Origin of the sequence: Bradyrhizobium hipponense (assembly GCF_008123965.1) — a bacterium.
Lineage (GTDB): Bacteria > Pseudomonadota > Alphaproteobacteria > Rhizobiales > Xanthobacteraceae > Bradyrhizobium > Bradyrhizobium hipponense.
In genome coordinates this window covers 22,176-45,597 of sequence record NZ_VSTH01000145.1, presented here as the reverse complement: position 1 = coordinate 45,597, position 23,422 = coordinate 22,176, and the positions used below count along the sequence as shown (strand labels likewise).

Sequence of the window (23,422 nt, the reverse complement as noted above, 5' to 3'; positions counted from 1 at the left end):
ATGGAATCGATCGTCTAGTCTGCCGGGTCGCATTCCTGGGGGACTGCAGTGACTCGTTTTGGTCTTTTTGTTTTTTTGATCTTTGCCGTCTTGCTTGGATGCGGCTCGGCCCATGCCGAGAAGCGTGTCGCCCTGGTCATCGGCAACTCCGCCTACAAGAGTGTGCCAAAGCTCTCCAATCCGGTGAACGACGCTGCGCTGGTCGGTGGCATGTTCAAGAAGGCGGGGTTCGACACCGTTGATGTCAGGCTCGACCTTAGCGTCGTCGACATGCGCAAGGCGCTGCGCGAATTCGGCAGCAAGGCGCGCGAGGCCGAGGTCGCGGTCATCTACTACGCCGGCCACGGCATCGAGCTGGACGGCAATAACTACCTGATTCCGACTGATGCCGCCCTGGAGACCGACACCGACGTGCTGGATGAGGCGTTCCCGCTGGATCGGGTGCTGTTTGCCATCGAGCCGGCCAAGCAACTGCGCCTCGTCATTCTCGACGCCTGCCGCGACAATCCCTTCGCCAAGTCGATGAAACGCACGGTTGCCTCGCGCGCGATCGGGCGCGGGCTTGCCAAGGTTGAGCCGACCAGCCCGAACACGATGATTGCGTTTGCGGCCAAGGCTGGGTCCACTGCGTCGGACGGTGACGCGAAGAATAGTCCGTTCGCAACGGCGCTCGTCGATCGTCTTCCTACGCCGGGGCTTGATCTGCGCAAGGCGTTCGGCTTCGTGCGCGACGATGTCCTGAAGAATACCGGCTACAAGCAGGAGCCGTACGTCTATGGCTCTCTGGGTGGTGATGACGTGCCGCTCATCGCTGCGAAGCCGATCGTTGCGGGCCCGCAGGCCAACCCGCAGGATGCCATCCGCCGCGACTATGAGCTGGCGCTCCAGCTCGGCACGCGAGAGATCTGGACGGCGTTCCTCGCGCAATATCCGGATGGGTTCTACGCAAGCCTCGCCAAGGGGCAGTTGAGCAGGATTGCGGCCGAGGAGGCGAGTGCTGCCGCCGCGGACAAGGCGCGGCAGGCTGAAGACGAGAAGGCTCGGCTCGCGACCGAGCGCGCCAGGAAAGCCGAGCAGGAGAAAGCCGCTGCCGCGGCCAAAGCGGCCGAGGATGCCCGCATTGCCGCCGAGAAGGCCAAGCAGATCGAGGAAGCCAAGGCTGCGGCGGCCGAGCAGCGCCGGAAGAAAGCTGAGGCGGCGGCTGCAAAGGCGCTTGCGGAGAAGCAGGCCGCCGAAAAGGCCAAGGCGGACCTCGTGGCCAGGCAGGCGGCCGAAAAGCTGGCGGCCGAAAAGGTCGCAGCCGAGAGGACAGTCCAGCAGCAGGCTTCTGAGACGCAGCCCGCTGCCGAGACCCAGAAGGTCGCGGCGCTTGCTGCTCCGCCGACATCGACCTTGTCCGCGGCCGAATTGGCCAAGTCCGTTCAGTCGGAATTGCGGCGTGTCGGTTGTTTCGTGTCATCGGCCGATGGCAACTGGAATGCGGCTTCGCAACGCTCGCTGACGCAATTTAACAAATATGCCGGCACGAGGCTCGATGTGAAGCTCGCGAGCGTCGATGCGCTGGACGCGCTGAAAGCAAAGCAGGGGCGCATCTGCCCGCTGGTCTGCGAGCGCGGCTTCAAGGCGGATGGCGACGCTTGCGTGAAGATCACTTGCCGTGCCGGCTATCGCGTGAACGACGACAACGCGTGCGAGAAGGTCCAGGACAAGAAGCCCGTCGCCACCCGCGATGACTCCAAGCCGCGCGACGACGAGCGGAAGAAGGTCGAGGCCGCGCCCTCGAAGCCGCAGGCGACCGGCCAGATCTATTGCAACAGTGTCGGCTGCCGTCCGGTCCGGCAGGGCTGTCACCTTGAAGCCTTCAATGGGGCGCAAGGGTATGCGCGCAGCGGAGGCGGCGCCGGCGCGATGGAAATCTGCAATTGAAGACGAGCGTCAGGCGAGAAAGAAAACCTGTGTAAAATCGGCGTTCTCGATTCCACGATCCGGCTGTCGATCGGCATCGAGAATCCGTCGGATTTGATCGCGCACCTCGCCCAGGCGCTGAACGCGGCTTAAGCACGACCCGAATCAAAAAGGCCGGACGCGCCGTCCTCGTGTCCGGCCTTTTCGCTGACGAGGCAGCCTGTCGCTTACTTCGTCACCTGGCCGCGGATCTCGCCGCCGGGGTTCGCCGCGGTGTGAATGTTGATGTAGTACTTGCCGGCCATGAGGTCGGCGGCCTGCGCGTCGGTGAGTGTAGCCTCGCCCTTGACCGGGCTCGTCGCGGCATTGGGGATCGCAACCGCAACGCCGGCGTTCTTGCTGGCCTCGGCGGGCCCGTGGAAATGGGCCGCGGTCGCCGGGCCAGACAGGCCGGAATAGGTCACGGTCCATGTGAGCTTCTTGCTGGCCGCGTCAAATGTCAGCTCGGCCTTACCGGTGCCGCCCGAGGTCGTCGCGGGCACTTCGGATTTGCCGTCCAGCGTCGCCTTCAGTGCGTCGGCCGCGCCGGCCTGACCTGCGAATGCAACGGCGGCTGCGAAGGCAAGCGTGGCAAAAATGGCCTTTTTCATGGTTCACTCCTGTTGACGTCAATGGTCGCAATTTCCAAACAGTGCAGTCCGGAATTTATTCCCGCTTTCCGATCACGCCATCTAAATTATTCGTGGCTGGAGCGACCGCGGCCTGCCCCCTATGTTCGCAGGTCTTCGATGAAGGCAGTATGAATGCGACGAACGCTCCTTGCCGCCCTGCTTGCCGCTCCCGCGGCGCTTGGTCTCTATTGGTGGTTGACGGCACCTGCAGCGCACGCGCTGCCGATGCCGCCTCGTGCACCCGATCTCGTCAACGGTCAGGAGGTCTTCAACGCCGGCGGATGCGCGTCATGCCATGCCGTGCCGAAACAGGGCGATCGCCTGCGGCTCGGCGGCGGTCTGCCGATCGGCTCTCCGTTCGGCACCTTCTATGCCCCGAACATTTCCCCCGATCCGGCCGACGGGATCGGACGCTGGAGCGAGGCCGATTTCGTCAATGCGGTAATGAACGGCGTCTCGCCGGAAGGCGAGCATTATTTTCCGGCGATTCCCTACACCTCCTATCATCGCGCCAAGGTCGACGACATCAGAGATCTCTTTGCCTATCTGAAGACCTTGCCGGCCGTGCCGGGCAGGGTGCGTGATCATGACCTGCCGTTTCCGTTCAACATGCGCCGTAATGTCGGTATCTGGAAATTGCTATTCATGGACGCCGGGCCGTTGGTGCCGGATGCAACGCGATCGCCGCAATGGAATCGCGGCGCCTATCTCGTGAACGGCCTTGGCCACTGTGCGGAATGCCACAGCCCGCGCAACCTCTTGGGCGGCATCATCACCGCGCAGCGCTTTGCCGGCGGCCCCAATCCGGAAGGCGAGGGCTGGGTGCCGAATATCACGCAAAAGGGCCTCGGAGAATGGAGCGAGAAGGAGATCGCCGATTTTCTCGAGACCGGCGAGATGCCCGAAGGCGACACCGCGTCAGGCGCGATGCGGCCGGTCATCAAGAATCTGGCGCAGCTCACGGCTGAGGATCGCGCCGCGATGGCGGCCTATCTGAAGTCACTGCCGCCGGTCGATGGGCCAACGCCGCCAAAACGCAAGCAAGGTGGCGCGTAAGGCCGGACCTAGCTCGCCCCGAACGCCTTGAAGGTGATGATGGTAAGGGTGTCCTGAATGCCGGGCAGCACCTGCACCCTCTCGTTGACGAAGTGGCCGATGTCAGTGTCCTTGTCGACATAGAACTTCACCAGCAGGTCATACTGTCCGGCGGTGGAGTAAATTTCGGAGGCAATCTCGGCTTCGGCGAGCGCGTTGGCGACCGTATAGGACTGGCCGAGCTTGCATTTGATCTGGACGAAAAAAGGAACCATTGCAGTCACTCCGAAGGCATATCTGGCGGTCAATAGGCCAAAACCGGCCGGATTTAGCAAGCGAACTTGCTGCCTCCGGGCGCAAGCGAACTTGCTGCCTCCGGGCGCAAGCGAACTTGCTGCCCCGGGCGCAAGCGAACTTGCTGCCCCGGGCGCAAGTAAACTTGCTGCCCCCCGGCATGCGCGCTAGGACGGATCATGGCCCCGAACCACCAGAAAATCGCCCCATGACGACGCCCGTGGCGCTCACCATCGCAGGTTCCGATTCGAGCGGCGGCGCCGGCATCCAGGCCGATCTGAAGACCTTTGCCGCGCTCGGCGTCTATGGCGCTTCCGCCATCACGGCATTGACGGCGCAGAACACGAAGGGCGTCACCGGCATTCATGCGGTGCCGGCCGATTTCGTTGCCGCACAGATCGATGCGGTGTTCTCCGACCTCGGCGTCGGCGCGGTGAAGATCGGCATGGTGGCGCAGGCGGCCAGCATCGATGCGATCGCGGCCGCGCTGTCGCGCTGGATGCCCCGCTACGTCGCGCTCGATCCCGTGATGGTCGCAACCTCCGGCGACCGTCTGCTGGCGTCCGACGCCGTCGACGCCCTGCGCACGAAATTGATGCCCCTGGCCTCGGTCATTACGCCCAACCTGCCGGAGGCCGCTGCGCTGCTCGACGAACCGGTCGCGCGAAGCGAGGCCGAGATCGAAAGCCAGGGACGCCGCCTGCTCGCGCTCGGCTGCCGCGCGGTCCTGATCAAGGGCGGGCACGGGGAGGGCACCGAGAGCACCGACTATCTCGTCGATGCCGAGAGCACGGTTGCGCTCGCGGCACCGCGCCTCGCCACCCAAAACACCCACGGCACCGGCTGCTCGTTGTCCTCGGCGATCGCGGCGGGACTTGCCAAGGGTGAGGATCTCGAGCGCGCGGTGCGCAATGCCAAGGTCTGGATCAGCGCGGCGATTGCGGCCGCCGATCGCTTCAGCGTCGGCCACGGCCACGGGCCGATCCATCATTTCCACAAGTTCTATTGACGCAGGCTTCGCGCGGCCCGGCGGCTCCCATCGGTTAACCAATGAGGCCAAGCTGTTCCGTGCTTTTGCGGAGGCGCCTGCGGCGCCGTGTCGCCTGATTGTCGCATGCGACTGATATTCGCGGGGAGAGCGAGGCGAGGTTTGATTCGTATCTGAGGTGCCTCAAAGGTTCAATCGGTCATCCCCCTGTCACGGGATATTGTTACAGGCTGTCGCATGGGAAGTTACGATGTCAGTGACGAGAGCCCTGAAAGGCGCTTTCGCACGTTGTTCATCTCCGACGTTCACCTCGGAGCCCGCGGTTCACAAGCCGACCTTCTGCTGGACTTCCTGCGCTTCCACGACGCCGACACCATCTATCTCGTCGGGGACATCGTCGACGGCTGGGCGCTGAAATCGAGCTGGCACTGGCCGCAATCGCATAACGACCTTGTCCAGAAGCTTTTACGCAAGGCACGCAAGGGCGCCAAGATCATCTATATCCCCGGCAACCACGACGAGTTTCTGCGCAACTATTACGGCACGCATTTCGGCGGCATCGACGTCGTCGAGAACACCGTCCACACCGGCGTGGACGGCAAGCGCTATCTCGTCATCCACGGCGACATCTTCGACCTCGTGGTGCAGAACGCGCGCTGGCTCGCCCATCTCGGCGACAAGGCCTACGACTTCGCGATCCAGATGAATCGCTTCGTCAACTTCTTCCGGCGCATGTTCAAGGTGCCGTACTGGTCGCTGTCGCAATGGGCCAAGCAGAAGGTCAAGAACGCCGTCAACTATATCGGCGCGTTCGAGCAGGCGCTCGCCGCCGAGGCGCGCCGTCATGACGCCGACGGCGTGATCTGCGGCCACATCCACTATGCCGTGATCCGCGACGAGGGCGGCATCCGCTATATGAACTGCGGCGATTGGGTCGAGAGCTGCACGGCGCTGGTCGAGCACGACGATGGCCGTTTCGAGATCATCACCTGGGCGGATCAGTTGCAGAAGCAAGCAGCCGTCCCACAGGTCGCGGCAAGGGCGGCTTGATGCGCATCCTGGTCGCGACCGACGCCTGGCACCCGCAAGTCAACGGTGTGGTTCGGACGCTGACCAAGCTCGCTGACGCCGCCGAGGCGCTCGGCACAGAGTTCACGTTCCTGACGCCGCAATCGTTCCGCACCTTTGCGATGCCGAGCTACCGCGACGTACGGCTGGCGATGCCGCGGCCGGCTCGAATCGCGAAACTGATCGAGGAAGCCCGTCCCGACAGCATCCATATCGCGACCGAAGGGCCGATCGGCCTGATGGTCCGCCGCTATTGCCGACAGCGCAAGTTGCCATTCACGACCAGCTTCCACACCCGCTTTCCCGAATATGTCCGCGCCAGGGTACCGGTTCCGGAATCCCTGATCTGGCGGGCCCTGCGCCGATTCCACAGCAGCAGCCGCGCCGTGATGGCGGCAACGCCGGCGCTCGCGCGCGAGCTTGGCGAGCGCGGCTTTGCCAATGTCGTGCTATGGCCGCGCGGCGTCGACACAAGCCTGTTCCACCCTCGCGCCATCGATCTCTGCCTGCCGTCGCCGGTGTTCCTCTCGGTCGGCCGGGTTGCGGTCGAAAAGAATCTCGAGGCCTTCCTCGACCTCGACCTGCCCGGCACCAAGGTGATCGTTGGCGACGGCCCGGCACGTGCCGCGCTTGAAGAGGCCTATCCCGATGCGATCTTTCTCGGCCAGAAGCACGGCGAGGAACTGGCGGACATCTATGCGGCGGCCGACGTGTTCGTGTTTCCGAGCAAGACCGACACGTTCGGCCTTGTCCTGCTGGAAGCGCTGGCAAGCGGCCTGCCGGTCGCGGCCCTCCCGGTGAAGGGACCTCGCGACGTGATCGGTGATGCGCCGGTCGGCGCGCTGGATCACGATTTGCGCAACGCCTGTTTCGCCGCGCTCGACATCTCCCGGCAGGCCTGCATCGAATTCGCCGCCAACTATACCTGGGAGGCTTCGGCCCGCGCCTTCATCGCCAGCATTTTGGCGGCCGGCGCGGTATTGCCCGGCCGGAACGCCGCGGAACAGACCCGCTTCGTCGCCTGAGGGGGCAAAATCCACGCACGGACAAGATCCTCGCGTGCAGATGTCTTGCCCGCACCTGATCCGGCGCGATAACATCTGATATGACCGAACAGCCCCTTCCGATCGGCCCCGCCGATATCGATGCCGCAGCCCGCGTGATCGCGCCTTTTGCCGTCCGCACCCCGCTGCTGTCCTTTCCGGTGCTCAACGAGCGCGTCGGCGCAAAGGTCTTCCTGAAGCCGGAGATGCTCCAGCGTACCGGCTCCTTCAAGTTCCGCGGCGCCTTCAACAAGGTGGCCTCGATCCCGCGGGACAAGCGCGCCGGCGGCGTCGTCGCTTTCTCCTCCGGCAACCATGCCCAGGGCGTGGCGGCCGCGGCGAAGATCCTCGAGATGCAGGCGACCATCGTGATGCCTGCGGATGCGCCGCTGTCGAAGCGCGAGCGCACCAAATCCTATGGCGCCGAGGTCGTGCTGTACGACCGCGACCGCGACGACCGCGAGGCGATCTCGCGCGGCATCGCCGAAAAGCGCGGCGCCACGCTGGTCAGACCCTATGACGATCCGTTCGTGATCGCGGGGCAAGGCACCGCCGGCCGCGAGATCGCCGAGGACATGGCGGCGCTCGGCCTCGCGCCCGATATCGTTGTGGCGCCGGCCTCCGGCGGCGGCCTGATCGCCGGCGTGGCGACCGCGGTGAAGGCGCGTTATCCGCTGGCCCAGATCGTGGTGGCCGAACCGGAAGCCTTCGACGATCACGGCCTTTCGCTGACGGCAGGCCACCGCGAGCCGCATGCGCCCGCGGGCCGCACCATCTGCGACGCGCTGATGGCCTTGATCCCCGGCGAGATGACGTTTGCGATCAACAGCAAGCTGCTGGCGCGCGGCGTCACCGCATCAGACAAGGAAGTCGGTGCGGCCGTCGCCTTTGCCTATCGCGAGCTGAAGCTCGTAGTCGAGCCCGGCGGCGCCGTCGGCCTCGCCGCGCTGCTCGCAGGGCGTCTCGACGTTGCCGGCAAGAACGTCGTCATCGTGCTCTCCGGCGGCAACGTCGACGCCGATTTGTTTGCCGAACTGGTGGCTTGATTTCTTGATCTTCTGATCTTTTGACATGAAGAAGGGTGGAGCGTTGCCGCTCTGCCCTTCAATCGCATATGACGTGAGAGCTTGGGGCGATGAAGCTTCTCCAGCGTCATGGCCGGGCTTGTCCCGGCCATCCACGCCTTGCAGCACAAAGAACGTGGATGCCCGGGACATAGGCGAGCGGAAGCGACGCCGTCCTTTAGACGGCTTTGCCCGGGCATGACGATCTCTCGTGAATGTTCATATGTGATCTCCCTCCCCGCAAGCGGGAGAGGGAGCGCACACCGTTACTTCGCGATCAGTGCATGAAACTCCGGTGGTTGTTGCCGCCACTCATGCTCGAGGCCTGGTTCATCGACTGCCGGAAATTGTTACCGCCGTTGACCATGCGGTTCGGCATCGTATTGAGTTGCGGGCGACTGTTCTGCTGGCTGTTTTGCACCTGGATCTTGTTCACCGGATTGTTGTTGAGCTTCGCGATACCGGTGTTGCCGTTGTTGATGCGGATCGGATTGGTCTGAGTCTGAGCCGGCTTCACGTCGACATTCGCGCCACCCTTGCCGACATTCACCGGCATGTTGACGATCTTGCCGGGGTTGCCATTGCCGTTGCCGGAATTTTGGGCATTACCGGAATTCAGCGTGGTGTTGGTCGCAGGCAGCGTGACGATCTTGCCGATGCCGCCATTGTTGGTCGTGGTGTTGGTCGGCGCGGGCAGGGTGACGATCTTGCCCGGGGTCTGCGACGGCGTGCTGTTCGGCTGGTTGCCCGCCGGCACATTGACGATGTGGCCGCCATGACCGAGCTTGCCGATGATGTTGCTGTCGACCGGCTTCTGTACGATCGGCAGGTTGCCGTTGATCTGCGCGCCATTGCCCTGCTGGACCAGCGACATGTATTTGGGCTGGCCGAGATTGCCGAGCTTGAAGGTCGGGTTGATGTTCTGCGGAGCCAGGAACTTGGTCGCCTGCATCAAGGGGACCAGCTTCGGCTGCGCCTGGAGCTTCAGCGCGACTGGCGCATAGGGGCTGTTGCTGTAGCTGTCATAGAAGCTCTTGTAGGCGAGCGGCGAGTTCGCGAGCACCGTCTTGTGCCAGGCCTGTGAGATCTGGAGGTTGGAGAGCAGCCAGCGGATATGGTCGCACAGCGGGTCGTGCGGATACATCTGGATGAACTCCTGATAGTATTCGGGGCGGCCTTCGGACACCACGTAGTCATAGGCCTGACGCGTCGAACGGCTCGGCAGATTGGACGCCATCTGCACCACCGGCGCGTTCACCGGCGCGCGGCTCGCGGCAACAGCGGTGTCGCCGAAGAAAGTGAAATCCGAGGTCAGCGACGAGCTCTCCCACGGAATCTGCGCGCCGCTGGTGGTCTGGTTCACCGCGAGACGCACGCGCTTGAACAGCTGCTCGATCGGCACGTTGGGCTCGCGCGCGACGTTGAGGAACGCCTGGGTGTAGGGGCTGTGGCCGCCGGTGCCGTCCTGCGCTTCCGCGCCCGGCGCCGTCGAGTAACCGACGATCGAGCCGTTCGGTGCATCGACGATGGCAAGGCCGCGGCCGGCGTCGTTGACGGTCGGGAACGGGTTGTTGCGGCAGGCATCGAGGATGACGATGCGCATACGGCTTGGAATCGTCTCCAGCGTCGACATCACGTCGACGAGGCGCACTGAGTTGTTGACGAGCTCGGTCGGGCTGGAAACCCTGGCATCGACGGGCACCAGATAGTTCTCGCCGGCGAGCTGCACCCCGTGACCGGCATAATAGACCATCGCCACCGTGTTGGGGCCGCGCGAAGCGACCTTGGCGGAGAAGTCCTGCACCACGCGCAGCATGTCGTTCTGGGTCAGGTCGGTCGCGGCGACCACTTCGAAGCCGGCCGAATTCAGGAACTGCGCCATCGACTGCGCGTCATTGTCGGGGTTTTGGAGCTGCGGCGCGTTCTGATAATTCGAATTGCCGATCACCAGCGCCACCCGCTGCTCCGGGTCTTGCAGTGCGGTCGGCGCAGGCTCGACAGGGGCGACTTGTGCGGAAACGGGACCGCAGGCGAAGCCAACCAGGCTCCCCAGCAGGCCAGCACACATCAGGAAAGGCTTTAAGCGGAACATGGCGTGCTCCTTTGGCACTTCATCTCGGATACGAGATTGGTTGCGGGCAAGCTTGGCCACGTTCGAGCCTTTGGTCCGTGATCGCGATCACCATGGCCACATGCGTGATCTGAATCACGCAGGAACCTGCTATCGTGAACGATCGCTTGCAGGCTGAGCCCCGACCCGTCACGAGGCGCCATGAATCGACCATCCGCACTCATCGTGTTCGGCGGACTTCCGGGCACTGGCAAGACGACGATTTCCCGCGAACTGACCGTTCGGCTCGCGGCCACATATCTTCGTATCGATGCCATCGAGCAGGCGTTGCGGGAAGCAGGTCTTACGGTCGACGCAGCGGGCTATGGCGTTGCTAACGCGCTGGTAGCCGAAAATCTCAAGCTCGGGCGCATTGTCATCGCGGACTGCGTAAATCCGGTGCTGGCTAGCCGCGCTGGATGGCGACAGACTGCGTCGCAGAACTCGGCACGCATGGTCGAGATTGAAGTGGTTTGCAGCGAACTGTCGTTGCACCGGCGCGTGTGGAAAACCGTCCGCCCGACATTGACGGCCTCAACCTTCCGATATGGGATGAGGTCGTGAGCCGCGCTTATGAACCGTGGGATCGAGAGCATCTGGTGCTCGATACTGCCGAGAGTTTGCTCGATCACCGCCCACGTGTGCGACAAGATCGGTTAGTCTGCAATTGGAGTTTAGGCCGGGCGAGCCGTCTGCACTCGGATTTGAATGGCCATCTCATAACCGACTGTCTATTGTCAGTACATGTACCGCTTCGTGTGTCTATCTCTTGCTCTCATTCTGTCGCTGCTGTCGGTCGCAGCTACGGCTGCGCCGATCAAGAAACGGCCGGCGCAAGCCTGGCATGGCTACGGCTTCCTGCCGGGCTATCGCCAGCCGCTGAGCAACAGCATTCCGCTCTACAAGCAGAAGGCGGCGATGCGCCGCCTGTCGCGCAGCGATCGCCGCCATTGGTACATCGACCCGGTCCCGCAATATTACGGCTGGGATGGCGAGTGGCGCTATTTCGGCCGTCCCGGCTTCGGTGGCGGCCGCTACAACGGCGGCAGTTTCGGTCCATGCTGGACGCGCACACCGATCGGCGCGGTGTGGAATTGCGGGTGAGAAGCCGGCGCGTTCGGGATACGCGCGTGAGCGGGGCTGCTGCCTGATACTCCGTCATCGCGAGCCAATGGGTTCGCGCGAAGCGCGGCCCGATGACAGGCTCCGCGAAGCAATCCAGAGTCTTTCCGCAGACGGATTCTGGATTGCTCACATGGGGATTAGATGTGTCAAGGCGGTTGTTCAGCTCTTTGTTCGACTGCAGGCCAGCTCTTCGTCCCGACCTTGGAACTGAGCGGATGGCGCGCGGAGATTGGGTCAAGGTCGGCTCTTTAGAGCCGCCGCGCAGCGGCTTGACCTTGACATGATCGAGCCCGCCATCAGGCTTTTGTGGTCGGGCGTAACTGGTTCGGAGAACTCCCTCTCTTGAGCGATCCAAGCGTCGAGCCGGCTTTGACAATCTGGTTTGCGTGCCAGATCAAACTCACATTCGTCGTCGCGCGAGGCGACAGCACCAACATTCCGCTTGCGCGGGCAGGCTCGAGAGAACGAGACCAGTCTTCGTTCCGGCGTTTGAAGCCATGCAATCCATCGGTTCGTCCACCCGGATCGGCCAGGGCTGATCGGGCCCCGGCTGATGGGTTGTCAGCTACGGAAAGATTCTGATCTCAGGCGGTCTTCATCACGGCTCCCTCGATCACGACGCCGGCGGTCACGTACTTCCAGAGCGCCACGATGGCACGCTTGCGGCCGCGTTGGCTGTGCGCCTTGAACCATTGGGTCAGAGCCGATTGAGGCTGGTGGCGCACCCACAACCAGGCGAGCTGGATCATCGTGGTTCTCAGCCGCGGATTGCCGGCCTTCGACACGCCCTGCTCGCGCTCGATCCCGCCACCGCGCCATGGCGTGGCGGCAAGACCGGCGTAGGACGCAACCTGGCGGCGGTTGGCGAACTGCCGGCAGAAGGCCTCCGTCCAGAGCACCGCGGCGAAGTTCGCGCCCATGCTCTTCAGGGCAAGCAGCATCGTGACCGGATCCGGTGCATCGCTGGCCGGCTTGCTCGCCTGCGCCAACAAAGCCTCCTGTTCGCTGAGTTCGAGCCGTGTGAGCGCGCGGCTGATCTGTGCCTTCAGATGCACCGACGGCATGCGCCCATCGCCGGTGCGCAACTTCTCAAGGCACGGCCAGCGGTCGCGCCGCTGCGGCACATAGTCGGATATTCCGCGCGCGAACAGAAGGCCCTTGATCCGGTTCACATGCTCGATCCGCTCTGCGATCAGCGTCTTCCGCTCGCGGCAAAGCCTGCGGCGGTCCTCCTCTTCCGGAGACCGCGCAACCGCCATTGCGCAGACCCGCGGCTCGCCGCGCTTGTAAGCCAGAAGCGTCCGCAACAGCGTCTCGCCATCGAGCCTATCGGTCTTGGTCCGCCTGCGCCGGCGCGAGGTCGCGATCGAGGCTGGATCGACCACGTGGCTCTCGATGCCCTCCTGCTGCAGAGCGCGATGCAGCCAGAAGCCATCCAGCCCCGGCTCCTGGATCGTGATGATCGGATAGCTCTCACCCGTCCAGGCCTGCGCCTTGCGCTTCAGCTCCGCAAACAGCTTCAAGAGTTCCGCAATATCGCCGGCTCCACACTGCGTTTGGACATCTTCTCCCCCTTGCCGGGCGACACCGAGGTGACCAGCCATCTCGAACGGCTTAGTTCCAATGACACGAAAATTGCGCCAAACTGCGTGCGGATAACGGCCAGTCCGTCGGAAGGATGATCGAGCAACACCATTGTCTCCAGGTTGAGTGCTTCAGCATCCTCAGTCTGGCCTCTGGCTGCTATCCACTCCCCATGGAATCTTCGCTGCGCTAGGAAGAAAGTGGTCGGTTCCAGATCAGAATCCGATCAGATGTGCTGACTCGTTTACGTCGGGTCGGCGCCTCGCCACCGGTCCCAACTCGCAATGACGCGAAAGCCGCGCCTCCTCTCTCTTGTGATGCTTTCGGGTTTCTGCGGAGTTTTTGGAGCAGGATGCTGGCTGTTCGCGGCGGCGCTTGGCGGCTTGTGCAGAATTTAACTCGGAAGCCCTTATTGGCTGGCGAGAAGGCTGCCTTGCAGGATGTTTGTTGGTGAGCGCGTACCAGAGCACGGCGGCGCGGACCTTTTCGATGCCGCGTACGCTCAGTTCCCGCAGGTTCCAGTTGCGCCAATGGGCGTGGATGCACTCGCAGATCGAACGAGGCTTGTATCGGGCCTTCCTCCTCACTCTTCATTCGCGCGCGCCAGGCAAAGACCCCGGACCGTCGCCAGGTCGCGGCAGGTAGGGTCGGTCCCGTGCTGGATTGAGTGGGCGGACAAAGACCTCGATACCCTCGGCTCTCGGCGAGTAGGTGCCGATCGCGCTGGTGCCGCGGCCGTTGCGCAAATACGCGCACCGGTAACACCCAGATCCCGGTTCCGCGCGTCATTGGTCCCGTCAAGCGCAAGGGACCGGTCGAACTGCATGACATGCAGTTCCTGCGCAGGAATACTACCGCGCCGCGAAGATCATCCTGCCAGGCCCGCTCACCATGAGCCAGCAGGCCAAGAACGAGTTCTACAAGGACGAGGAAGAGCTCGCGATGGCTTTGGCCGAGGCCGTCAATGCCGAGGCGCTCGATCTTCAAAGGGGCCGGCGCTGACGTGATCCAGCTGGATGAACCTTGGGTGCCGCCCGCAACGGCATCTCCATTGTCTTCATCGACGGAAAAGGCGATCCCGCCGTGCGCGAAGCGCTTGCGACTTCTTGCTGGACAAAAGGCACGGCCGATTAACCCATCCGGAACGTTAGTTGCACTGCAGTTAACACTGAGCACTAACTTGCGTAATCAATAATTATCACCTATGAACTTGCTGCAAGTATGGTAGGCGCCACCATGCGTCATTTTCCGAATCTTGGCATGTATGTTATTTAACGTTGGCTAGGTCGACCCTACCTAAGCCAGACAGTGAATTTTGCCGCGAGCTTTTACAGGCCGCAACGAGTTTTGGGCGCGAGTATGAAGAAGCATTCTCACGAAGAGATCATACTGAAACTTGTTCAGGCAGATGAACTCGCCCGAGCAGGCAATTCTCAGCTGGAGATTTGCAAGGCGCTTGGGGTGAGCATCATGACCCTGCATCGTTGGCGGAAATTGCCGCTCGGCAACGACGAGGCGCAATCTTCGAACCGTCGCGGAGCTGGCACGAACGCGCCGACAGATCTCCCGAGCATGGATGAAATGCGTCTTGTGCTGGAAGAGCTCTCGGTCGAGAACCAGCGCCTGCGCAAGCTTGTCACGGACCTTATGCTCGAGAAGATGAGACTCGAAGAGGCTTCGGCACCGGCGCTCCGCGCTAACCCGGTACGCAAAGTCTGATCCGAATTTCATTCAGCACTGGTCGAAAGAACACCTGCATCTCTGCGGATCATGCAGCGGATGTGCTGAACGCGTGTCGTGCGATTGTCGGCTGCTGCTATTGCGCGACTCCGACGACTCTCTCGACGTCGTCTGCCAGGGCTTGAATTTCTCGATCGGCCGCGTCGCCGGGCACGAAGCTCGCGACCGACTGCCCGTAGGTAAAGGACCGGACAAACGCGAGGCGGCTTGCGATCGGAGAGGCGACAATCTCGCCGAACTCGCTGAGCTCCTCGACAAGTTGACGGCCCTCGAGCGTGCGGCCGTCTAGCCGGTTCGGGACCAGAATGACCTGGACACGATCTCGTCGGCGCTCGCGCGCCGCCTCGATGATCGCAAGTGTCTGCGCCGTTGCGTCGAGATCTAGCCCTGAGGCGGTGCAGGGGACCAGAATCAGATCTGCCACGGCGATCGATGCCCCCATTCCGCGCGCGTTAGGGGCAGTATCGATCACGACCATGCCGGCCTCGATATTTCGGACTTCCCGAGCCCATGCGGATACCGAAATGTCCTCCAGGGCTATTTCGTAGACCGGGAATTCCAGATTGCCCAACTCCGCCCAATGGGCGGCGGAGCGTTGAGGATCGCTGTCGACCAGCGCGACATCGTGACCCCTGCGGGTCAACTCGGCGGCGATACAGATCGCGATCGTCGTTTTGCCGACCCCGCCCTTGCGTTGGGTGACGGTGATGGTTGTCCGCATCGGTCTGGGAGAATTCATGCGGCGCTACAATAACAAGTGATCGTATTCCCGGCAGATTCGGTCGGTCTTCATCTCGCGGCTACCGATCGCTTGCTCCTCGTCCAATGAGGGCGGGCGAAGCTCGTACATATGGTCTCCACACATGCGTCGTCGACGAATTTCGTATGGGTACCGATCAAGAACCGCGGGGCATGGCGAGAAAAACGCCCCGCCGCCTCCGCGCGATAGTTAACACAATATGACATTGCATCAAATTCGAGTTAACGGCGCGTGAATTTAATCCTTGACAGTGATTGTGCGCCGCGACTAACATTTATCATAACAAAAGCCCAGTCGCAGCTTAACATTCTAACATAAGATGCGGGTGAGCCGGGCGGATGCAACTTGTTTGCTCCCGTTGAAGTCGCAGCACATCAAGCACCTTTGCCGCTGATTGGCGCGTCGGATCATCATCATCAGTAAAACTTGAAAGGGGTATCATGGCCGTCTCGTACCTGACGAAGACCGAACTGGGCCAATTTCTCCACCAGAACGGAAACCACATCGAGGCGAGCGTCAGATCGGCGTTGATCGACTCGCTCGAGCATAGCGGCGTGTTCAGTGACGACCCCGGGGATGCCCCGCGGGCCTGGTTCGAGTCTGGACCGTTCTCCGGAGGGAGCGTTCCGCCGGTCGTTCAGGTCCTCGACGTTTCGCAGTCCGCCACGGTCGAGACCACCCCGAATCTGAAGGCGATCATCCTGGATGACGCCGGCGGCAAAACGCTCGACGTGACCGGCGGCGACAACGACGTGTTCATCGCTATGGGCAAGGGGTCCGATAGCGTGAACCTGTACGATAGCGGCGACGATACGGTCTATGGCGGCAGCGGCAACGATGCGATCCACGGCGGGCACGGCAACAGCTCGCTGTTTGGCGGCGCCGGCAATGACAGCATCTATGGCGGCACCGGCAATGACACGTTGACTGGCGGCACCGGTAACGACTATCTCGAGGCAGGCTCCGGTGCGCAGTTGCTCGAAGGCGATGGCGGCAACGATTTCCTGAAAGATCTGTCGTCGGGGCACGGCACGCTGTCGGGTGGCGACGGCAACGATACGCTGGTTGGCGTGCAAGGCGACGTCTTGCAGGGCGGCGACGGCAAGGACGTGCTCTGGGTCTACGGTGGCGGGGCAGCTACGAACTCGACGCTGCAAGGCGGAAGCGGTGACGATACGTTCCATGTCCAGACCCACACTGGAAACGATACCATCATTGGCGGCGCTGGCACGGACGCCGTGGAGTTCGCGAATCGCTCCTTCTTCGATGTCACGAAGATCGATGTCGACGCCAACACGAACACCTACACGCTGCACTTCAGCGACAACCAGACGGTGGCGGTCAGCGGCGTCGAGGATCTCCACTTCACCGATCAGGACGTACATTTGCCGAAGCTCTGATCCGGCTCGTGCAAGCCATGCTTGAGAAGGCCCCGCACATCGCGGGGCTTTTGCTTTGGAGCTCGAGAGTTAAGACGTCTTCGACCTACTGTCGTCTTATCATTGCCATGTCTTGCTTCGATGCTGGATGTGTTCTGATTTGCTAATACTATCACCTGGCGCTCTCCGGGCGCCCGATGCCAGGAACGGATCTTGTCTGCCAAGATGAAACGCTTGCTCAATGCGGGCTCGGGACCCGGTACGGCCCAGCGCATTGCGCGGATGATCGTCGAACATGGCTGGGAGGAGACCCGGTTCGACATCGACCCGGGCGTCAAACCAGATGTGCTCGGCTCGATTCTTGATTTGAGCGGCGCGTTCGAGCCTCAGTCCTTCGATGCGGTTTGGTCATCGCACGTGCTCGAACATCTCTATTCCCACGAGGTCTATCCGACGCTGCGTCAGTTCCACCAGGTCCTGAAGCCTGTCGGATTCGCGTTGATCATGAGCCCGGATGTGGAATCGGTCGCTCAGTTTATCGTCGAGCAGGGCATTGCCGCGATAGCCTATCATTCGCCGGCGGGACCGATCAGGCCGCTCGATATGCTCTACGGCCATGCGCGCGCGATCGAAGAGGGGCGCGTCTATATGGCCCACCGCACCGGATTTACGGCTGAGCGACTGGGTAATCTCCTGCTGATGGCCGGCTTTCCGACCGTTTCGGTCAGCACACAGAATTTCGAGGTCTGTGCGCTCGCGCTGATGCCCGAGGCCGACGGCGAGGCGATCCAGAAGTCTTTGTTAGAATCCGGCTTCAATTTTCAGGAAGTCCAGGCCTGATTCATTGTGAGTGCGGCATTCCTCACAATCTCAACGATAAGTTTTGCTGGTCTTTTTGTTGCGTAATGTTATACTTGCAGCTGAACGTGGAAGTCTTAACATATATGGCAGATAGCTTGGCGTCCATGACCGTCCACGGTGTTGATGAGCAGAGCCTGGCCGACACAGCACCCGCATCGGCACTGGAGTGCCTGATCATCGTCGCGCGACAGCACGGGCTGCACCTCACGTCCTCGCAGCTCATTCAAGACAACCTTCTGGCGGACGAGAACGTCACGCCCGATCAGCTTGTCCGCTGCGCGGAGAAGGCGGGCATGCGCGCGAAGTGCGTCAAGCTCGATTGGGCCGGACTATCGCATCTGAAGAGGGCGCTCCCGGTCATCGTTCGGCTTCGCAATGGGAGCCACATGGTGCTCCTCCGTGTCGAGGGAGACGCCAACAATACGCGCATCGTGCTGAGGGATCCGAACGCCGCGGAAGACGCGCTGCTCGTGATCGACCAGCCGCGATTTGATGACATCTGGTCCGGCGATGTCGTCTTGATCAAGCGCAACTACGAGATATCGGACGAAGCGCAGCCGTTCAGTTTCGGCCTCGTGGCCGCGCTGTTGTTCCGCGAACGCCGCATGGTCCGCGACGTCGCGATTGCCGCCGTGATCCTCGGGCTTCTCGGCCTGGCGCCGATTATGTTCTGGCGTCTGTTGTCGGACAAGGTGATCTTCTACAAGGCCTACAACACGTTCTATGTGCTCTGCGTCGCTATGCTGGCGGTCATAGCCTTCGAGGCGGCGTTCTCGTTTCTGAGGCAGTTCCTCGTGCATCGCCTGACGACCAGGCTAGACGTCAAATTGTCGACCTACGTCTTCGAAAAGGTCCTCAACCTTCCCATCGACTATTTCGAGCAGACCGCCGTCGGGCTCGTCGCGCGGGACATTCGTGAGGTCTTCCGCATCCGCTCGTTCCTGATGGGGCAATTGTTCGGCACCATTCTCGACTCCACGACGTTGATCTTCTTCCTGCCCGTCATGTTCTTCTTCAGCCCCGTCATGACGTTCGTGGTTCTCGCCTTGGCGGGTTTGATCGTCGCGTGGCTCGTCCTGATGTTGCCGGCTTACCGCAAGGCGTCGACAGCCGTGCTGGCCGCGGAGGGCGCGCAGGGTGCATTTTTGGTTCAAACCTTGAATGGCATCCGGACGATCAAGTCGCTCGCACTCGATACGCGGCAGCGCCACATGTGGGATGTGCTGGTCGCGCGCGTTGCCAAGGCCCGGCTCGCGGAAGGAATGACCGGAAACGCCATCCAGTCGGTCGTACGTCCGCTGGAGCGGCTGGCCGTCAGCGGCTCCTATGCGCTCGGCGTCTACCTCGCGCTTGAAAGCAATGATCCGGTCTATATCGGGGCGCTATTCTCCTTCCTGTTGCTGTCGCAGCGCGTCTCGGGTCCGCTGATGCAAATGGCGCAGCTCATCAATCAATACGACGAGGCGCGAAGTGCGGTTGCAATCGTCGGCAATCTGGTCAACCGGCCGGCGGAAGAGGGGCGTTCCGGCCATGGCGTGCGTTCGCCGCTCGAGGGCAGGGTGGAGTTCTCCGGCGTTACCTTCAAATACAAGGGAGCGCTATCGCCGACGCTGAACAACATCTCCTTCGAAATCCCGCTGGGGACTACTTTGGGCGTGATGGGCAAGAGCGGATCCGGCAAGACCACGATTACGCGGCTGTTGCAGCGGCTGCATTCCGACTATGAGGGATTGATCAAGATCGATGGCATCGACGTTCGCGAGTACGACATCGACCATCTCCGTCGTAACGTGGGCGTCGTACTCCAGGAGAATTTCCTGTTCAGTGGGACCATCCGCGAAAACATCACCGCGGCCAAGCCGGACGCGTCTTTCGATGATGTGGTCAGGGCGGCGAGGCTGGCGGGTGCGGAAGAGTTCATCGACAAGCTGCCGCGTGGCTACGAGACGCATATCTATGAAGGTTCGCCGAACCTCTCGGGAGGGCAGCGGCAGCGGCTTGCGATCGCGCGCGCGCTGATCGTCAACCCGCCCATCCTGATTCTCGATGAGGCGACAAGCGCGCTCGACGCCGATAGCGAGACGATCGTGAACGCCAACATAACGCGCATCGCGCATGGCCGGACGCTGATCATCATCTCGCATCGTCTGTCGTCCCTGACGAAGGCGGACGCGATTCTCGTGCTTAATCGTGGTGTGGTCGACGATATCGGGCGGCATGAGGAGCTCCTGGAGCGCAACGATATCTACGGCTCGCTGTGGTATCAGCAGAACACGCATCTGGCGCCGGCAGCCCGCAACGATCGGCCAAGATTCCGGAGTCCGACACTTGTCACCTGATGGTGCGCTTGCGACTGTTCGCCAATTTCAATCGGAAACGGATGCAATCCGAGAGGAGGCTGAGCCTCTGGTCGCGAGAGCAACGCTGTTTGTGCTCTCGGCCTTCATGGTCACGATCGTTGCCATTCTGGCTCTGACGCGCATGGATCGCGTCATCACCAGCGTTGGAGGGCGGATCGTGCCGGTGGGACAGATCAGCGTCCTCCAGGCGCTGGATCCATCGATCATCAAGACGATTGACGTGCGGGAAGGCGAACAGGTGCAGCCGGGACAGCTTATTGCGACGCTGGACGCGACCTTTACGTCGGCGGACCTGACGCAGGCGAAGTTGCAGATCGCAAGCCTCGAGACTCAAGTGGCGCGCGATGAAGCCGAGCTGAACCAGCATCCGCTGGTCTTTGCGAGCCACCCGGACTCGGACTACCAGAAATACGCGACCTTGCAGAAGGCGCTCTATGATCAGCGGACGGCGCAATATACCGCGCAGATCAACAGTTTCGATTCGAAGATCAAGCAGACCCAGGCGACGATCGAGAAGCTTCGCGGCGATGATGCGCGATATCGGCAGCGTGACGAGATCTTGCAGAAGATCGAGAGCATGCGCACGACGCTGGCCGAGCACGGCACGGGCTCGCAGCTCAACATGTTCATCTCCCAGGACACGCGGCTTGAATTGCTGCGGACCCTGGAGAACACCCATAACAGCCTGATCGAAGCCCAGAATACGCTCGCCGCGGGGATCGCGGACCGTGACGCCTTCAAGCAGCAATGGTTTGCGCAACTGAGCCAGGATCTCGTGACGACCCGCAACAAGCTCGATGAGGCGAGAGCCTCTTATGAAAAGGCGCTCAAGCATCAGGATCTAGTCCGATTGACTGCCGCCGAAGACTCGGTCGTGTTGACGATGGCAAGGCTCTCGGTAGGATCGGTGCTGAAGCCCGGCGACCCCTTCATTACGCTGATGCCGACCGACACCAAGCTAGAGGCTGAAATTCGTATCGCCTCGCGGGATGTCGGTTTCATCCGGCCCGGAGACCCCTGCACGATGAAGATCGACGCGTTCAATGCCGCTGAGCATGGTACAGCTGACGGCAAAGTGCGCTGGATCAGCGAGGGCGCCTTCACCACCGACGACGATGGAAAGCCTATCGATGCCTACTATAAAGCGCGGTGCTCGGTGGACTGGACCAACTTCAAGGATGTCCCGAACAACTTCCGCCTGATTCCCGGCATGACCCTTGCGGGAGACGTCCATGTCGGCACGCGGGCGGTCGGAATGTATCTGCTTGGCGGAATGCTGAAGGGCATCCGGGAGGCCATGCGTGAGCCATGACGGCATTGACCCGATCGCTCCTCCAATGGCTTCGGCCGGCGTCTCTCGGAGCTGACGAAAGGCGGCTTGGTGCGGCGGAGGCCGCGTTCGAGCGCGGTCACTATCTGGAGGCGCTCAAGCTCTGGAAGCGCGACTCGCAACACGGTGACGCCGAAGCGGACTATCGGATCGGCATGCTTTACGCCAAGAACAAGGGAGTCCTAGGAAGTATCCCGGATGCGGTGGTGTGGTACGAACGCGCGGCGCGGCGAGGTCACGTCGAGGCGCAGTATCAGCTTGGCCTGATCTATCTGTACGGCGCCAATGCCAGCCTCGGACCGAATAGGCCGGAGACCTGGCGCCAATCCTCGGCCGCGCGATTGGGCTATACCGCGTCGAATGTGCATCACCTGGTATTCCCGCACGGGACCAGTGTCGCCAAGGATATTAGTGCCGCGTTTCGCTGGATATCGGCCGCGGCCGAAGCCGACAAAGCGGAAGCTCAGACCATTTTGGGCAATCTCTACAGCGAGGGGCAGGGGTGCACGAAGGACTTCGCTGCTGCACTTCGCTGGTATCAGGCGGCGGCCGATCAGAAATTTGCACCGGCCGAGTTCGCGCTTGGCGATGTCTATTATCAGGGACGCGGCGTACCCGTCGATTTCGCGCAGGCTGCGATCTGGTATGGCAAGGCCGCCGCGCAGGTTCACGTGAGGGCGCAGATTGCGCTCGCATTCATGACGTTGAAGGGCGCCGGTATCTCCGAGGATCCCGCAGAAGCGGCACGCTTGTTCCAAAGTGCGGCCGCGCATGATGATCCGATCGCGCTCTACAACATCGGCCTGTTACGGCTCAGCGGCAAGGGCGTCGCCAAGCACCTCGATCGCGCCGAGACCGCGCTGCGCAAGGCGGCACGGAAGGATTACCTTCCGGCAATCCAGGCGCTCGCGGAATTCTATTCGCACGGAACCGACGCCGAGCCCGATCTGCGGGAAGCGGCGGTTTGGTACGAGAAGGCGGCCGAGCGGGGCGATGTTCAGGCGCAATTCTTCGTCGGCCGCTTCTATGCGACTGGTGTCGGTGTCTCGCCCAACATTCGTCAGGCCGCGAAGTGGTTTGAGCGCGCGGCCGAAAATGGCCATGCCACTGCGGCATTCAACGTTGCGATCTTCTATCTCAACGGTTCCGGCGTTCAGCGCAACGTGGAGGCCGCGATCAAATGGTTCGAGCGTGCCGCCGATGGCGGCATCAGCGCCGCACAGGTGCAACTCGGAAAGCTCTATTCGACCGGTGCGGGCGTTCCCAAAGATCAGGAAATGGCGTCCGAATGGCTGAGCAAAGCCGCCGGCAGCGGCGACCCCGACGCCAAGACCGCCTATGCGCTCTTCCTGCTTCATCAAGAGGCGTCCGACGAAAACGTTGCGCGCGCGCGTGCCTTGCTGGCAGAGGCAGCGGAAGCCGGTCACCCGCCGGCGGCGCTTCAACTCGGCGGGCTGTACATGGGCAAGTTTGGCGGGGCCGCCGATATGCAGGGCGCCATCCCATGGCTCACGCGCGCGGCGGATGCCGGCCATGTCGAAGCGCAGTACCTGTTGGGGCTTCTTCACCTCGATCCGAAGAGCGGTATGGCCAATGCACAGACAGCATCATCGTGGATGGCCAAGGCGGCGCGCGCAGGGCATGCGGCTGCGCAATTCCAGCTTGCCGTCATGTATTGCACTGGCAATGGCGTGGGCCTGGATCTTGCAGAGGGTGTGAACTGGTACGAGGCCGCTGCACAGCAGGGACATACGGTTGCGCAGTACAACCTCGCCGTGATGCTCGGCAAGGGACAGGGACGTGAGGCTGACGTGGCGAAGGCGACGGAATGGTTTCAGAAGGCCGCGGAGCGAGGCATGGCGGAAGCGCAGGTTGCGCTGGGCGACGCGTTGATGGCGGGCCGTGGCACCGCGCAAGATCGCGACGCCGCGGTCAACTGGTATCAATACGCGGCAAGGCAACGCAATGAAGCCGCCGTGCGGCGCCTCCAGTCCATCGGCGCGACACGCGACGGGGCTTTCACACCGGAGACAGAACTCGGGGCTAGTGTCCCCTGTGCGGAACGAAGCGCCCAATGCACGAATGAGTAACAATGGCTGATTTCC

18 protein-coding genes and 4 pseudogenes are annotated in these 23,422 nt (G+C 62.1%); 16 read left to right on the top strand and 6 right to left on the bottom strand.

Features of this window, described 5'->3' with window-relative positions:
* The first annotated feature begins 48 nt into the window (after nt 1-48).
* Together FXV83_RS34860 and FXV83_RS34855 are read left to right on the top strand one after the other, a co-directional pair.
* Nucleotides 49-1,926: a caspase family protein gene (locus tag FXV83_RS34860; protein ID WP_148744079.1), complete on the top strand. Its 1,878-nt coding sequence runs from the start codon at nt 49-51 to the stop codon at nt 1,924-1,926.
* 24 nt (nt 1,927-1,950) lie between these two features.
* Nucleotides 1,951-2,058, top strand: a pseudogene (locus FXV83_RS34855) (hypothetical protein); the annotation flags it as partial.
* A gap of 74 nt (nt 2,059-2,132) precedes the next feature.
* Here FXV83_RS34855 and FXV83_RS34850 read toward each other — a convergent pair.
* Entirely contained in the window at nt 2,133-2,555 is a 423-nt protein-coding gene (locus FXV83_RS34850; protein ID WP_148744078.1) for a CHRD domain-containing protein, read from the bottom strand.
* A gap of 153 nt (nt 2,556-2,708) precedes the next feature.
* On the opposite strand from FXV83_RS34850, the gene FXV83_RS34845 reads away from it, so the two are divergent.
* Nucleotides 2,709-3,632, top strand: a complete 924-nt coding sequence (locus tag FXV83_RS34845; RefSeq protein ID WP_148744077.1) for a c-type cytochrome — start codon at nt 2,709-2,711, stop codon at nt 3,630-3,632.
* Between the two features lie 8 nt (nt 3,633-3,640).
* Here FXV83_RS34845 and FXV83_RS34840 read toward each other — a convergent pair whose 3' ends face one another.
* Nucleotides 3,641-3,886, bottom strand: a complete 246-nt coding sequence (locus tag FXV83_RS34840; RefSeq protein ID WP_148744076.1) for an Lrp/AsnC ligand binding domain-containing protein — start codon at nt 3,884-3,886, stop codon at nt 3,641-3,643.
* 227 nt (nt 3,887-4,113) lie between these two features.
* On the opposite strand from FXV83_RS34840, the gene thiD reads away from it, so the two are divergent.
* The 4 genes from thiD (at nt 4,114) to FXV83_RS34820 (ending at nt 8,050) form a co-directional block, all read left to right on the top strand.
* A complete protein-coding gene (gene thiD, locus FXV83_RS34835) occupies nt 4,114-4,914 on the top strand; it encodes a bifunctional hydroxymethylpyrimidine kinase/phosphomethylpyrimidine kinase (RefSeq protein ID WP_148744075.1) in 801 nt (266 codons plus the stop codon).
* Nucleotides 4,915-5,130: 216 nt separating this feature from the next.
* Complete coding sequence (locus tag FXV83_RS34830; protein ID WP_148744074.1) at nt 5,131-5,943, top strand: UDP-2,3-diacylglucosamine diphosphatase; 813 nt, start codon at nt 5,131-5,133, stop codon at nt 5,941-5,943.
* A complete protein-coding gene (locus tag FXV83_RS34825; protein ID WP_148744073.1) occupies nt 5,943-6,986 on the top strand; it encodes a glycosyltransferase family 4 protein in 1,044 nt (347 codons plus the stop codon). Before FXV83_RS34830 ends, FXV83_RS34825 begins: the two co-directional genes overlap by 1 nt.
* An 80-nt stretch (nt 6,987-7,066) precedes the next feature.
* Nucleotides 7,067-8,050, top strand: a complete 984-nt coding sequence (locus FXV83_RS34820; protein WP_148744072.1) for a threonine/serine dehydratase family protein — start codon at nt 7,067-7,069, stop codon at nt 8,048-8,050.
* A 295-nt stretch (nt 8,051-8,345) separates the two neighbouring features.
* On the opposite strand, the gene FXV83_RS34815 is transcribed toward FXV83_RS34820, so the two are convergent.
* Nucleotides 8,346-10,160 carry a caspase family protein gene (locus FXV83_RS34815; protein WP_187436377.1) on the bottom strand — a complete coding sequence of 605 codons (1,815 nt, stop codon included), beginning with the start codon at nt 10,158-10,160 and terminating at the stop codon, nt 8,346-8,348.
* Between the two features lie 180 nt (nt 10,161-10,340).
* On the opposite strand from FXV83_RS34815, the gene FXV83_RS34810 reads away from it, so the two are divergent.
* Together FXV83_RS34810 and FXV83_RS34805 are read left to right on the top strand one after the other, a co-directional pair.
* Nucleotides 10,341-10,742: a P-loop nucleotide/nucleoside kinase family protein gene (locus FXV83_RS34810; protein WP_235940399.1), complete on the top strand. Its 402-nt coding sequence runs from the start codon at nt 10,341-10,343 to the stop codon at nt 10,740-10,742.
* Between the two features lie 180 nt (nt 10,743-10,922).
* Entirely contained in the window at nt 10,923-11,282 is a 360-nt protein-coding gene (locus tag FXV83_RS34805; protein ID WP_148744070.1) for a hypothetical protein, read from the top strand.
* A 605-nt stretch (nt 11,283-11,887) separates the two neighbouring features.
* Here FXV83_RS34805 and FXV83_RS34800 read toward each other — a convergent pair.
* Together FXV83_RS34800 and FXV83_RS34795 are read right to left on the bottom strand one after the other, a co-directional pair.
* Nucleotides 11,888-12,999 (bottom strand): annotated as a pseudogene (locus FXV83_RS34800) (IS110 family RNA-guided transposase).
* A gap of 297 nt (nt 13,000-13,296) precedes the next feature.
* A pseudogene (locus FXV83_RS34795) lies at nt 13,297-13,571 on the bottom strand (transposase); the annotation flags it as partial.
* Between the two features lie 88 nt (nt 13,572-13,659).
* On the opposite strand from FXV83_RS34795, the pseudogene FXV83_RS34790 reads away from it, so the two are divergent.
* Both FXV83_RS34790 and FXV83_RS34785 read left to right on the top strand, forming a co-directional pair.
* A pseudogene (locus tag FXV83_RS34790) lies at nt 13,660-13,917 on the top strand (5-methyltetrahydropteroyltriglutamate--homocysteine methyltransferase); the annotation flags it as partial.
* Nucleotides 13,918-14,246: 329 nt separating this feature from the next.
* On the top strand, nt 14,247-14,606 hold the full coding sequence (locus FXV83_RS34785; protein ID WP_148744068.1) for a helix-turn-helix domain-containing protein: 360 nt from the start codon (nt 14,247-14,249) through the stop codon (nt 14,604-14,606).
* 97 nt (nt 14,607-14,703) lie between these two features.
* Here the strand turns inward: FXV83_RS34785 and FXV83_RS34780 are convergent, their stop codons facing one another.
* On the bottom strand, nt 14,704-15,348 hold the full coding sequence (locus FXV83_RS34780) for a ParA family protein (protein ID WP_148744067.1): 645 nt from the start codon (nt 15,346-15,348) through the stop codon (nt 14,704-14,706).
* Between the two features lie 479 nt (nt 15,349-15,827).
* Here FXV83_RS34780 and FXV83_RS34775 point away from each other — a divergent pair, with 479 nt between their 5' ends.
* The 5 genes from FXV83_RS34775 (at nt 15,828) to FXV83_RS34755 (ending at nt 23,407) form a co-directional block, all read left to right on the top strand.
* Nucleotides 15,828-16,787: a calcium-binding protein gene (locus tag FXV83_RS34775; protein ID WP_148744066.1), complete on the top strand. Its 960-nt coding sequence runs from the start codon at nt 15,828-15,830 to the stop codon at nt 16,785-16,787.
* 204 nt (nt 16,788-16,991) lie between these two features.
* The gene (locus FXV83_RS34770; protein ID WP_148744084.1) at nt 16,992-17,606 is read left to right on the top strand and encodes a class I SAM-dependent methyltransferase; all 615 of its coding nucleotides are present in this window, start codon (nt 16,992-16,994) and stop codon (nt 17,604-17,606) included.
* A 125-nt stretch (nt 17,607-17,731) separates the two neighbouring features.
* Complete coding sequence (locus tag FXV83_RS34765; RefSeq protein ID WP_148744065.1) at nt 17,732-19,966, top strand: peptidase domain-containing ABC transporter; 2,235 nt, start codon at nt 17,732-17,734, stop codon at nt 19,964-19,966.
* The gene (locus FXV83_RS34760) at nt 19,956-21,299 is read left to right on the top strand and encodes an HlyD family type I secretion periplasmic adaptor subunit (RefSeq protein ID WP_148744064.1); all 1,344 of its coding nucleotides are present in this window, start codon (nt 19,956-19,958) and stop codon (nt 21,297-21,299) included. Before FXV83_RS34765 ends, FXV83_RS34760 begins: the two co-directional genes overlap by 11 nt.
* Nucleotides 21,296-23,407, top strand: coding sequence for a tetratricopeptide repeat protein (locus FXV83_RS34755; RefSeq protein ID WP_148744063.1), 2,112 nt, complete (start codon nt 21,296-21,298; stop codon nt 23,405-23,407). The genes FXV83_RS34760 and FXV83_RS34755 overlap by 4 nt, the downstream gene beginning before the upstream one ends.
* The last annotated feature ends 15 nt before the right edge of the window (nt 23,408-23,422 follow it).